The sequence below is a fragment of the Maribacter thermophilus genome (genome assembly GCF_001020565.1).
Classification (GTDB): Bacteria; Bacteroidota; Bacteroidia; order Flavobacteriales; family Flavobacteriaceae; genus Maribacter; species Maribacter thermophilus.
Map to the genome: position 1 here is coordinate 284861 of NZ_LDAS01000001.1, position 13353 is coordinate 298213.

Consider the following 13353-nt stretch of genomic DNA (forward strand, 5'->3'; position numbering starts at 1 on the left):
CCCCCCTATACCCCATAGTGCTGATTAGATTTGAAACTACGTTAAGAAGGTGTTTGCGTATCGTTAACAAAATGTTCAGATATTCTAGGTAGAACATTTAACGGAGCACATTCTTGATAAACAGTAAACTAGTACTAACTCAAAAAAATGAATATGGATAGATTTTCGAGGAGGTTAAGGGGCTTTACCCTCTTACTCATTTTTGTTGCCGTGAATTTTACGGCCACTGCTCAAGAGAGCACATTAACAGGTGTTGTTACCGATGCCGATAACGAAATTCCTATTGCAGGGGCAAGTATTGTTATCCAAGGAAAACAAAAGGGAACCGTAACCGACTTTGACGGTAATTTTACGTTAAACGTACATGCCGATGATGTTATTTTGGTCAGTTACATTGGCTACGAGACAAAGGCGATTCCTGTAAACGGCCGTTCTAGTTTGCAGATTTTATTAAAAGAAGAGGTGTCTGAGTTACAAGAGGTGATTGTAACCGGATATACTTCAAAACGCAAGTCGGAGGTAACGTCATCTGTTGCCACGGTAGATGCGGAAGAGCTTACAGATGTTGTCACTCCAAATGTTTCAACAATGTTACAAGGTAAGGCATCGGGTGTACAGGTTGTGCAGTCTAGTGGTCAACCAGGTTCTACACCAAGCATTAGTATAAGGGGCTTGTCTTCTATAAATGGTAATGTGGCCCCACTTTGGGTAGTGGATGGTATGATCATGCACACAACGCCTAATATCAACCCTGTAGAGATCAATTCTATTTCTGTATTAAAAGATGCATCTGCAACGGCATTGTATGGTTCTAGAGGTGCAAATGGGGTAATTGTGGTAACTACAAAACAAGGTACATCTGACAAGGCCACATTTTCATTGTCCTCTAGGGTAGGTTATTCTAATTTAAACCAAGGAAACTTTGAAGTAATGAATTCGGGCCAATTATACGACCATTACCTATCGTACAGTAATCAGGAGAATATTCCTGCTTGGTTCGATGAAAGTTTAAAGGATACCGATTACGATTGGTTCGACAATGGAACCCAAACTGGCATGCTACAAGATTATAGTATGGTCTTTACCGGTGGTACCGAAAAATCTAAAACATTTGCTTCTTTAGGATATTATAACGAGACAGGAACGGTAAAAGGGTATGATTATGATCGGGTGTCCTTTAGGTTAAACCATAGTTACGATGTTAACGATCGCTTGACCTTAAAACCAAGAGTCGCGGTAAGTTATGAAAAGACCAACAATCAGCAACATTCATTGTATGCTATGTATACGTACTTGCCATGGGATCAACCGTATGATGAGGAAGGTAATGTGATAAACCCTCAAGAAGCGGGTACTACATGGTATGGTAGAGATGCATCTAACTACCTGTACGACCTACAATGGAACTACAGTAAAAACAGAACACTGGAGCTATATACCAATTTTGATTTTGAGTATGACCTTTTCAAAAATGTGAAGTTCATATCTACCAACGGTGTTTCTTTCTATTACACCAACGGATTATCATATACCGACCCGTCGTCGAACTCAGGATTGGCAACCAATGGATCCATAAACAAATCGAATGCCAAGCGAGTTACCAATTTTACCAACCAAATGCTTAAATACTCCAATAATTTTGGCAAACATTATGTAAACGCTTTGGTTGCCTATGAGTATAACGATTATAAGTACGAGAGCGATTCGGCAACGGGTTACGGTATTGTAACCGGTACGGAGATATTGGGTAATGCAGCTACCCCTGCTGCCGTAGATGGTTTGACCAACGATTATGCCCTACAGTCCTATTTCTTTAATGGTGATTATTCTTATGATTCTAAATACATGGCCCAGGTTTCGGTAAGAAGGGATGGGGCATCTAATTTTGGTGCCGATAACCAATACGGTACGTTTTACTCTGGGAGTTTAGGATGGAACATTCACAACGAAGACTTTTTTAAAGCGGACTGGGTAGATCAATTAAAGCTTAGGGTAAGTTATGGGTCGGTAGGTAACCGTCCAAGCTCTTTGTACCCACAGTACGACCTTTACAGCTTAACCAATGTGTATGATGGTTACACGGCCACTACACCTTCACAATTAGGAAACGATGACCTTTCTTGGGAAAAGTCGTACCTATCCAACTTTGGTATAGATACCAGGTTCTTTAACCGAATCAATTTCTCGGCAGAATATTATATCAAAGATACTTCAGACCTTCTTTATTATGTAACACTACCTTCTACCAGTGGTTATACAGGTTATTGGGAGAATATTGGAGGTGTTAAGAACAAAGGTTTCGAAGCTTCTGTTTATGCCGATATCATTACCGGTGATGAAGGTAGCTTTACCTGGTCTTTAGGTGGAAACATCGGATTTAATAAAAACGAAATAACGGAATTGTACGAAGGTGCAGAAATAGATAGGGGTACCAAGGTATCACGAGAAGGAGAGGACTACAACTCATGGTTTATGAGAAAATGGATGGGGGTTGATCCAGAAAACGGAGACCCACTTTGGGAAGTAGTTGATAGTGAAACAGGTGAAAAATCGGTTACCAACGATTACAACGCAGCTACTAAACAGATCGTAGGTACTTCGTCTCCTGATTTTTATGGAGGTTTTACCAGCTATTTTGATTATAAAGGGTTTAGCCTGTCTACAAATTTCAATTTTGTAAGTGGGGGAAAAATCTATAATTACAGTCGAGAATTGTACGATTCCGATGGCGCTTATCCTACCTATAACCAACAAGTTTTGTATGATGGTTGGTCTAGATGGGAAGAGCCTGGTGACATTGCTACACACCCAAAACTTGTGTACGGAGGAAATAACCTTTCGAATAAAACGTCTTCAAGATATTTGGAAGATGCCAGTTACCTTAGGTTAAGAAATATACAGTTGGGGTATTCATTACCTTCCAAAGCTATCGAGTCTATGGGGATTACCCATTTAGGATTCTATGTCTCGGGAGATAACCTATTCACTTTTACAGATTTCTCCGGTATGGATCCAGAAGTAGGATCGGATGGCTATTCCAGTTCTCTATATCCGGTATCAAAACGTTTTACTCTAGGGATCAACGTTTCATTTTAACATTAAAAAAAGATAACATGAAGAAAATTATATACAGCGCTTTATTGGCTTTAGTGGTTACGGGCTGTGAAATAGATAAGTTTCCGTATGATTCCATTGCTTCGGAAGAATTGTTCGAAGATGCAGAAGGACTCGAATCTGCTACGCTTGGAAATTATGCCTTGCTAAAGGGAGATGCCGATGGTAACGGCTTTATGCCACAGTTGCACAGATTGGCAGAATACCCGGGAGATAACGTGTCTTTGAGCGGTACCACAACAGACCCACTTTTTTATAGCTATAATTATAATAACCTTGCAACGGGTAGCCGATCTAATGATTTTTGGACCTCCGGTTATAAGGCGATCGTAGGGTGTAACCGTATTATAGAGATGGGTACCGAAGGCGATAGCCCTGAAATGGACCAGCTGATCGGTGAAAATTATTACCTAAGGGCCATGACCTATTTTCAATTGGTAAATATCTATGGTAGACCCTATACACAAGGGACTTCAAATTTGGGAGTACCACTTAAATTGAGTTCAGATATATCCGATGCTCCCGACAGAAATACGGTTGGTGAAGTGTATGATCAAATTGTAGAGGATTTGTTAAAGGCCGAATCTTTAATGACCATAAACAAAACCAATAGCTATGCTACAAAAGAAGCGGCACAGGCCTTGCTTTCTAGAGTGTATCTATACATGGGAGAAAATCAGTTGGCGATAGACTATGCCGATGAGGTTATAGAATCGGGAAGGTTTACCATGCTTTCTACGGACCAGCTTCCATCATATATAACCTTGAATCCGGACGATAACAGTGAAACTATATTTTGTTTCAAATATTTAGAGGAGTCAGATTATAACCATGGTTGGTATACCGTAGGTTCTTTATATGCCAATATACAAGGTTCTGGTTGGGGCGAAATGTATGCCTCTAGAACTTATTTAGATCTTTTACTTCAAAATCCTGAAGATAGCCGATTAGGGTTTATAGAGCCCCAATACCTATACGATGAAAATGGAGAAAGGATCCCAGTGGTATTCTGGGTAAACGACGATTATCAATACGTTTTTCAGTATATAACCGAAGATGGCGGTACTATTTCTTTTGAAATGGACGGACAGACCTACGAAGTTTTGTCAGAAGATAGCGATGGTAAAACCCTTTACTATTTTATGGATGGATCGGGTACGAAACAATACGTTATCCGTGATTATGAAATGGCACAGAGAAACGGTTATCCTAAGTACTACATCTTAAAAACGTCATTGCAAGAAGATGTACCCCATTTATGGTCGCCCGTGGTTTCAAGATTGGCAGAAATGTATTTGAACAGGGCAGAGGCCTATGCCAAACTGGGAAATACAGGCGAAGTCCTTGCCAATATCAATGTTATTCGTGAGCGTGCGGGTATACCTACGTATCAAGATGCTACGGATTTTCCTGAAGGACAATCAGTGTTGGATGTGGTATTGGACGAGCGCCGTATGGAATTAGCCTATGAAGGCCATAGAAAGTTCGATGTTTTTAGAAATGGAAGAACTATGGACAGGCGTTATCCTGGTACCCACTTAAACGGAAACAATCCGTATTATGAGGTAACCCCAGACGATCCACGTGTTATAGAATATATTCCAGAATCTCAAATAGCGGCACAACCAACGTTGATTCAGAACAACTAGGCCAAATATAGAATCGTGAAAAAAATGAAAGTTTTATTTATTGTCATGATAATTGGCCTGTTCGGTTGCGATTCCGATGTGGTGCTTTATAACCCAGAACCCGCCAGTACCGAAGAACCTGCGGAAGGGTCCCTTGATTTTTCGGTAACCGTTCCCCCGGGCGGGAACAGCTGGGTAGTTAATAATATTGCTCAGAACAATACCGTAATTTATGATTCTGGAATCCATAATTGGATAGAATTGGATGATGTGATACGTACTTATTTTAAGGTGTCTTCATCAGGAACCTTGAACGTTGGTCTCAATATCAGGGCCCCTGAAGGTACTTCTAAGATCAGGGTTACCGTTGGTGACGAAACTGTAGAAAAGGAGATTACCAATACAGATTATGCAGATGTAGAAATAGGTCAGTTTGATCTGGCGAGTGCCGGGTATCATTTTATAGAAATTCAAGGATTGGAAAAGGCGGCAACCTATATTGGCGATATAAACAATGTACTTCTCGGGGGTACATCGGTCTCCAATGGAGTGGCTTTTGTAGAAAACGAGGAGGATTTCTATTTTGGTAGAAGAGGGCCTTCGGTTCATCTAAAATATACCACGCCCGATTCTGATATTGTTTGGTTTTATAATGAGGTGACCGTTCCGGAAGGTGAAGATGTTGTCGGGTCTTATTTTATGGCAAATGGTTTTGGAGAGGGTTATTTTGGAATGCAGGTGAACGGAGAGAGCGAGCGTAGGGTATTGTTCTCTGTTTGGAGCCCTTATGTGACCGACAACCCAGAAGAGATACCCGAAGACCAAAGAATCACATTACTTGGTAACGGAACAGGTGTTACCGTAGGTGAATTTGGAGACGAGGGTTCTGGGGGGCAGAGTTATATGACCTACCAGTGGCAACCGGATACCACGTATAGATTTTTGTTGAAGGGAGAGCCCAGTGGGTCTAATTCAACCGACTACACGGCTTACTTTTACGCACCCGAGCTTGGCGAATGGCATTTGATAGCATCTTTTAGAAGACCGCAAACAAATACCTATTTGACAAATTTTCACTCTTTTTTAGAAAATTTTGATACCAAGACCGGTTACATAACCAGAAAAGGAACCTATACAAACCAATGGGTACGCGATACTGCCGGAAATTGGCATGAGGTAACGGAAGCAACTTTCACATATGATGCCACCGCGAACGCGGGTATTCGACAAGATTATCAGGGTGGAATAGAGAACAACACTTTTTATCTCAAGAATTGTGGTTTCTTTAATGAAAACACTACGTATGGCAGTGTGTTCTCTAGAACAGGAACCGGAAATGTTCCCAATATAGATTTTGGGGCACTTCCAGAAGTGGTCGTACCCGAAGAAGAGGAAATAGAGTTTTTCGATAAAAGTGCGTGGGAAGTCTTGGAATTTTCTTCACAAGAGGAAGTAGGGGAAGGCGATAATGGTTTGGCGACCCTTATAATTGATGGGGATTCCGATACCTATTGGCATTCTTGTTGGAACGGTTGTACGGAGACCTTTGCGTATCCGCATACACTGGTCGTTGACATGAAAACCTCTAACACGGCCGATAGAATTCAGATCAACCAACGTAATGGATCGCGAAAAATAAAGACCCTAGGTATTGAAGTAAGTACAGACGGTGTTACGTGGGAAGATTTAGGGGAGTTCATCTTGTTGGATAGTGCAAATGAACAGGTTGTAAAACTGTCCGACCCAGCGATGTTTAGATATTTTAAATTGACAGCTATAGATGCTTTCGATGGTGATAGGTTCGCCGCTTTGGCAGAGGTATCTATAGGGATTGCTTTATAACTTTTAACAATATAGAAGGATCTTCCATGTAGTTATGTTTTCATAACAGTTTAATTCTTATGGTTGAGTTAGTTGACAAAAGGCACGGATTTTTCCGTGCCTTTTTTCGTTATCAACTTTAAACTCCTGTAAAAGACGAGTATAAGGTTGTAGATTATAAAGAAATTATCTTAGCTGGTATACCCTAGCATAATCGATGATCATTTTTTGGGGAAAGATGCTATTGTCAATGCCTTTTAGTCCACCCCAACTGCCACCAATGGCCAAGTTTAGTTTTAGATGAAAAGCTTGGTCAAAAGGCCACTCGGCATCGGTTTTGTTCATGTTTTTAAATTGATGGTAAACGGTACCATCTAAAATAAATTCAATTTTTTCGGGAGTCCATTGAATCGAATAATCGTGAAAATCACTGTAGGGATTTTCAATAAAAACAGCCTTGCCTACTTCGGTACCCTTCATGTGGTTAAACGCTTCCGTATGCACTGTTCCGTAAATGGAATCCTTTTCATAACCAACATGTTCCATAATGTCGATTTCTCCACACTTGGGCCAACCTGCTTCTTTCCAGTTCTTGCCCAGCATCCATATGGCGGGCCATGTTCCGGTACCTTTGGGCAATTTGGCCCTAACACTTACTTTTCCGTATTTCCATTCGTTAAGGTCTTTGGTGGTGAGGCTGGCAGAGGTGTATTCACCGAACTCCGTGTTTTTTATCCAGTTTTTATCCTCTTTGGAAACAAATGCGTCATTTTTCACCTGTTCCTTATGGGCCTCTATGATGAGAAAACCGTCTTCTACACGAACGTTTTTAGGGTTGTTGGTATAGTACTGTGCTTCATTGTTTCTAATGAATCCGGTTTCGTAGTTCCAATTTAAAGGGTCTGGTTTTCCGGTACCGTCAAATTCATCGGCCCATACCAAAACGAATTCTTTTTTTGGCTCTTTCCCTAATTGGTCTTTAGTATTTTTAATATTGTTTTTGCAGCTGCCAATACTAAGGGTTGTACAAATAACGGCTACAAAATATTTTTGATTAAAGAACATGAGTATCTTGTATTTTATGGTGTATAAAAGATAAAGACTTTTATGAAAAATATAAATGCCTTATTTCTTTAGGGGCTGTGTTGCTTTCTTTAGTAAAAGCTCTGGTTCGTTGGTGGTAATAAAATCAAAATCGTTCTTCAACAACCAATCCATATCTTCCTCTTCATTTACCGTCCAGGCATTTAGGGTAATATTGTACTTTTTGGCACTGGTAATCCATTCTGGGTGTTTTTTAAATGCGGAAAAATGATAATCGGCACCATCTATACCATCATTTTTCAATACCTCTGGAGCCTTGCTTCCGTCCAAGTATTGTGTGTGCACTTCAGGGTTCAGTTCTTCCAATCTTTTTAAAATGTCGTAGCTGAAACTGATATAGACGACCATGTGCTGTGCGTTTAGCTCGTTTATCAATTTGTACACTTTTTCCGCAATCAATAAGCCTCTTTCCTTGTTTTTTGAAGGTTTGATCTCACATACAAGACGGGTGGACGTATTATTTTTTAGACCTTCCAACAAATACTCTCTTAGAGTTGGTAGTACTTCTCCATTTTTTAAAGGAAACTTGCTAAGTTCTTGATAAGAGGTTTCCTCGATATTTAAATTGGCATACTCAGGATCATGGGTTATTATTAAAGAATCATTGGCCGTCATGCGAACATCAAATTCAGCACCGGCACATTGTAATCGAATAGCTTCTTTTAATGAGGCTATAGAGTTTTCGGGTAAATCTTTGGTTTTCCAGGCGCCTCTGTGGGCTACCACTTTGTTCTGGGCAAAATTCGGTGTCTTTTTTGTATTGGAACAAGAACCGATTACCAACGTGGTAATCAATAGGTAAATAAATCTCATACGTTACATTTTAAACATTAATATTTGGGCATAGGTTTTAGCCTATGCCCAAATTTCTCAACTAATTCAACTAACTCAACTAAATAGTACTTAGGATATTTTTAATTGTACCCGTCGTTTTGTGGGTAACCTGGACCCAATAGATCCAAATCTATCTGCGCTATGGGGAAGTTGATGTAGTGGGGCTTCCAGTTGGTACGTGGATCTTTGGTACCTAGGTTTGCCGGATAGTATTCACCGTCACCCGCGTAGCTTGTAATTTGTCTGTCTATAACCTCTTGTCCCATTCTTTTTAAGGTAAACCAACGTTCTCCCTCAAAGGCAAGTTCGCGTGCCCGTTCGTCCAAAATGGCCTGTTCGTCTACAGAGGTTAGGGGAGCGGCTCCTGCTCTTGTCCTTACGGCATTTATATAGGGTAGTCCATCTCCACCGGAGCGCATCATCGCCTCTGCAGCTATTAAATAGGTTTCTGCCAATCTATACACCATTATATTGCTTCTTTGAAGATAGGAGTTAGGATTGTCATCTTCCTCCACAAACTTTATACAGGCCGGATGTAGTCTTTGGTAGTATAAAGTATAGGTTTCACTAGGGTTATCCAAATCAGTAATGGGCTTATAAATTTTAATCTCTTGGTTTATACTGTCCCCGGAGGTATAGTAGTACTTAAGCCTAAAATAGGTGTCATCGTCCCTGGTATCATTAGGATCTTCGGCAAGAAGGTCCAACAAATAATTGTTAGGTAGTATTCTAGCGAATCCCCTGCCACCTTGGGCAATATTGGCCTCTATACCCGAGATCTGAAAGTATTGGGCAACATAGTTGGCACTCATCATGGTATTGTCGCCCCCGCCCAATAGGTCGTCTTTTGATTGTACTACGAACAAGGCTTCTGCATTGTTTTTGTCACCGGAAAAGACATCTGCCGTAGAGGGCATTAAACTATGTGGTCCTTCTTCTATAAGAGAAATGGCTTGGTCTTTGGCCTCTTCCCAATCTCCTTGCCACATAGCCACTTTTGCCCTTAGATGTTTGGCCGTACCTTTTGTAACACGTCCAAAGGCATCGTTCCACTGCAGGTTTTCTACTGCAAAATCCAAATCGCTTTCCAATAGGGCAAAAATCTCTTCTTCTGATGATTTGTCGTTTATAACATCAAAGGCATTGTCTACCGTAACGGTATTGGTGGTAACGTAGATGTTATTGAACATTCTATATAGATAGAAATAAGAGTTGGCCCTAAAAAACTTGGCCTCTGCCAAAATTTGGTTTCTTGTATCATCATCTATATCGTCCAATGTTTCGGCGGCATTGATAATTTCTGTTGCCTTGTTGGCAATGTTATAAAAATGCTTCCAAAATAAAGAAGACACAAAATTGGCTCCCTGGTCTACAGGAGAGACGCCTCTTTCGTATCTGCCCATTAATCCGGTATAACCCGTTCTACTGAAGGCGAGATCGCTTCGCGACGACATTAGAACCGCTCCCATAAAATCTTCGGTGCCGTTGTCATACCTATCCCTGTTGAATTTGTATAAACTTACCACTCCCGATTTTAATCCGTCCTCCGTAGTATATATATAATCGGAATCTATGAGGGTACTGGGCTGTTCCTCTAAATAATCTTCGCAGGCCGTGGCTAAAAAGACTACGCTCAGTAGGGCAAAACCCTTTTTTAGTTTTATGTATAGTTTTTCGGTATTCATAATTTCTTTTTTTAAAATTTAACCCTTACACCAAAAGTGAAACTTCTTGCATCCGGATAGCCGGTATCGGCATTTGAATAGGTACTTCTTATGTTTACCTCGGGACTATAGCCTATATAGTCTGTATTTGTAAACAGGTTGGTTCCCGTAACATAAAATCTAATCTGCTCAAGGTTTAGATCAGAGGTTATGGCATTGGGCAATGTATAGCCCAAACTAACGGTTCTTAATCGCACATAAGAAGCATCTTTTACCGCCAAGGAATTCAAGTACAATGGGGTAGTGTCGTAATTAGGTCTAGGAAACGATGTAGACGGATTTTCGGGGGTATAATAATCTACCTTTACGCCATTTAACTTGCCCGAAAGGGTGCCGCCGTTATTAAAATCGGATAAGAAAGGATTCACTTTGCTGATTCCCTGGACCGTATAAAAATCTACAAACAGATCAAAACCTTTGTATGCCACCGAAGTGGACAATGAGCCAAACCAGTCTGGGTATGGGCTTTTAAATACCCTGTCTTCAGGAGTTATTTTTCCATCGGGTATGCCGGTTTCGTTTCCGTTTTCATCCACACCGTTGGTATCCTTTATTTTGATGTCACCAGGTCTTAGGTCTTCTTGTGGCAACGATGATTCAGGATTGGCCTGTGGTGCATTGGCAAAGTCTTCGCCTTCTTGCCAAATACCGTCAAACTCGTATTGGTAAATGACCCCAACAGGTTGGCCGACGTAATACCCATAGGTATCGTCTTTGGTAATTGGGTTTCCGTCCCCATCATTGTATAGCTCCAACAACTTGTTTTTGTTTTTGGACCAATTGGTGGAAATAGACCATTTAAAATCGTCGGTGTTGATAATGTTGGCCGTTAGGTTCAATTCTACCCCTGTATTTTGGAGTTCCCCGGCATTAAAAAAGGTGTATTGATAACCAGTAATGGAAGGCACCCCTCTTCGAAGCAACAGGTCGGTGGTTCTGGCATCGTAATAGTCTACGGTACCGGTCAAAAATCTGTTAAATACAGAAAAATCAAGACCAAGGTTCAAGGTGGTAATTCTTTCGAACTTTAAATCTGTGTTGGGCAAAATAACAGAGGGTGAATACCCTGAGGATGATTCCCCGTCAAAAATATAGTTTTGCCCATCAGCAGTAAATAAGGAAGTATACGCACGTCCGAGATCATTCACCAATGAACCGTAACTCGCCCTGAATTTTAACTCCTGAACCGCATTTACATCTTTTAAGAAGTTCTCGTTATGAATTTTCCAGGCAAAGGAGGCGGCCGGGTTAAAACTCCATTTGTTGTCTTCTGAGTTAACCGATGCCCCATCCGCCCTGGCAGTTGCCGTCAACAGGTACTTGTCGTTAAGGTTATACCTTGCCCTGGCCATAAACGATGATAGGCGTTGTTGGTTTTTGTCGCGTTCTACGGTTACGTTTCCTACGGCGTTGGTAATACCGTCGTAACCTAAACTTTCGTTGCTAAAACCTTGACCTTCGGTAAAGGTTCTACTGTATTTGTTTTCTTGTGCGGACTGAACCAAGGTAACATTAAGCTTGTTGTTCTCGTTAAAGGCCTTGTCGTACGTTAGTATGTTTTCTATTAGATAAGACTCTGTTAACGTATTCTCTATTCTGGCTATACCTCCAACATCATCTCCTGCAGAGCTCAAAGAAGATTGGTACTGTCCTCTTTCAGATGTTCTTCTGGTCAGGTTTGTTTTTAATTGATATTGTAGATTTTTGGTAATCTGCCAAATAGGGGTAACGTTCACTACATAATCGTTCCCTTTTTCGTCGTTGTCTTGTTCGCGTAAGTTCCATAGGGGGTTTACCGCTGACAATTCTTCACCGCTGGGAAATTGGGTCAAATTACCATCTTCGTCATTGGCCCTTCCGAGGGGAGAAGTGGTTATTACGTTTACATTGGCCGCCCTTTCTGTATCGTCGTTAAGAAGGTTCAGGTCAAAATTAACGGAAAACTTGTCGCTGATCTTTTGATCTACGTTTAGGCGCAATGTTTTTCTGGTATAGCTAGAAGTGGGAATGATACCTTCTTCTTTAAAGTAATTGATACTACCAAATACCTTGGTAAACTCAGAACCGCCACTTACGCTTATTGCTTGACTGTTCACATAACCATTTCTGACCAGTTCATCTTCCCAGTCAACAAATTCATTGTTGGCGATCGAGGCCAGTTCCAGTTCTGAAAAGATATCCTCATCGTTGGGGTAGGTGTCATCTGCAATATTGGACCTAACGGCTTCTCTACGTAATTGAGCAAATTCTTGTCCGCTATATACATCAAAGTTGCGTTCAATTGATTTTGAGGTTACGTATCCATGATAGCTAACACTTACTTTACCTTTTTTACCTCTCTTGGTAGTGATCAGCACCACACCATTGGCACCACGCGATCCGTAAATGGCCTGTGCGGAAGCATCTTTTAAGAATTCTACCGATTCTATATCGTCAGAATCGATGTCTTCTATACCTCCATCCCTGATAATACCGTCAACAACATATATAGCGCTTACGCTACCCTCAATGGATCCTTGCCCCCTAAAGATTATGTCTGAGGTACCACCAGGTCTTAGGGTTCCGCCTCCGACATCAACTTGTAGACCGGCTATTCTACCTCTCAGCATTTCATTTACATCTGCTGTAGGGGTGAGTACCGCTTTTTCCATATCGGTTACGGCCACCGCATTTACAACATCACTTTTCTTTTGGGTACCGTACCCCACTACAATAACTTCTTCTAACTGACTCGCGTCTTCTTGTAGTGTTATGGTTATGGGGTCTTTTGAAATAGGTACTTCTTTGGTAGTGTAACCTATATAAGAAGCCACTAAAGTAGTAGCGTCTTGAGGGGCGTTAAGGGTAAAATTTCCGTCAAAATCGGTAGATGTACCTATAGTGGTACCTTTTACAACTATCGAAGCTCCGGGTAAGGGCACTCCATTTTGGTCAAGCACAGATCCTGTGATTTTTTGTCGATCCTGCGCATGCATGGTCACGACAGAAAAGATAACAAGCAAAAGCCATAATATCTTTTTCCTTGGGTTAAATAATTTGTTAATCATAGAGTGTTGATTTTGTTCAAATTAAAAGTTGATTTTAGTTAATTATATTTCATGAAATGGAAACATAAAGTTCCTGCTGTT

The 13353-nt window shown here is 40.9% G+C and carries 7 protein-coding genes; 3 read left to right on the forward strand and 4 right to left on the reverse strand.

Annotated features, from left to right (window positions below):
- Positions 1 to 153: 153 nt before the first annotated feature.
- Genes AB657_RS01285 through AB657_RS01295 form a run of 3 tightly spaced genes read left to right on the forward strand, consistent with a single transcriptional unit; the run spans position 154 to position 6584 of the window.
- Complete coding sequence (locus tag AB657_RS01285) at positions 154 to 3096, forward strand: SusC/RagA family TonB-linked outer membrane protein (RefSeq protein WP_084696456.1); 2943 nt, start codon at positions 154 to 156, stop codon at positions 3094 to 3096.
- A 17-nt stretch (positions 3097 to 3113) separates the two neighbouring features.
- Positions 3114 to 4763, forward strand: coding sequence for a RagB/SusD family nutrient uptake outer membrane protein (locus AB657_RS01290; protein ID WP_047244851.1), 1650 nt, complete (start codon positions 3114 to 3116; stop codon positions 4761 to 4763).
- A gap of 24 nt (positions 4764 to 4787) precedes the next feature.
- Positions 4788 to 6584, forward strand: a complete 1797-nt coding sequence (locus AB657_RS01295; RefSeq protein ID WP_198146852.1) for a DUF3472 domain-containing protein — start codon at positions 4788 to 4790, stop codon at positions 6582 to 6584.
- Between the two features lie 165 nt (positions 6585 to 6749).
- Here the strand turns inward: AB657_RS01295 and AB657_RS01300 are convergent, their stop codons facing one another.
- The 4 genes from AB657_RS01300 to AB657_RS01315 all read right to left on the reverse strand — a co-directional run bounded on the left by AB657_RS01300 (position 6750) and on the right by AB657_RS01315 (position 13272).
- The gene (locus tag AB657_RS01300; RefSeq protein WP_084696357.1) at positions 6750 to 7628 is read right to left on the reverse strand and encodes a glycoside hydrolase family 16 protein; all 879 of its coding nucleotides are present in this window, start codon (positions 7626 to 7628) and stop codon (positions 6750 to 6752) included.
- Between the two features lie 60 nt (positions 7629 to 7688).
- Complete coding sequence (locus tag AB657_RS01305) at positions 7689 to 8480, reverse strand: glycerophosphodiester phosphodiesterase (protein WP_047244852.1); 792 nt, start codon at positions 8478 to 8480, stop codon at positions 7689 to 7691.
- A 101-nt stretch (positions 8481 to 8581) separates the two neighbouring features.
- The gene (locus AB657_RS01310; RefSeq protein ID WP_047244853.1) at positions 8582 to 10186 is read right to left on the reverse strand and encodes a RagB/SusD family nutrient uptake outer membrane protein; all 1605 of its coding nucleotides are present in this window, start codon (positions 10184 to 10186) and stop codon (positions 8582 to 8584) included.
- 11 nt (positions 10187 to 10197) lie between these two features.
- Entirely contained in the window at positions 10198 to 13272 is a 3075-nt protein-coding gene (locus tag AB657_RS01315) for a SusC/RagA family TonB-linked outer membrane protein (RefSeq protein ID WP_047244854.1), read from the reverse strand.
- Positions 13273 to 13353 lie beyond the last annotated feature (81 nt).

Excerpts from the sequence above, each read along its gene's own strand:
- AB657_RS01285 (WP_084696456.1), top strand. The coding sequence starts at position 154 with ATGGATAGATTTTCGAGGAGGTTAAGGGGCTTTACCCTCTTACTCATT.
- AB657_RS01290 (WP_047244851.1), top strand. The coding sequence starts at position 3,114 with ATGAAGAAAATTATATACAGCGCTTTATTGGCTTTAGTGGTTACGGGC.
- AB657_RS01295 (WP_198146852.1), top strand. The coding sequence starts at position 4,788 with ATGAAAGTTTTATTTATTGTCATGATAATTGGCCTGTTCGGTTGCGAT.
- AB657_RS01300 (WP_084696357.1), bottom strand. The coding sequence starts at position 7,628 with ATGTTCTTTAATCAAAAATATTTTGTAGCCGTTATTTGTACAACCCTT.
- AB657_RS01305 (WP_047244852.1), bottom strand. The coding sequence starts at position 8,480 with ATGAGATTTATTTACCTATTGATTACCACGTTGGTAATCGGTTCTTGT.
- AB657_RS01310 (WP_047244853.1), bottom strand. The coding sequence starts at position 10,186 with ATGAATACCGAAAAACTATACATAAAACTAAAAAAGGGTTTTGCCCTA.
- AB657_RS01315 (WP_047244854.1), bottom strand. The coding sequence starts at position 13,272 with ATGATTAACAAATTATTTAACCCAAGGAAAAAGATATTATGGCTTTTG.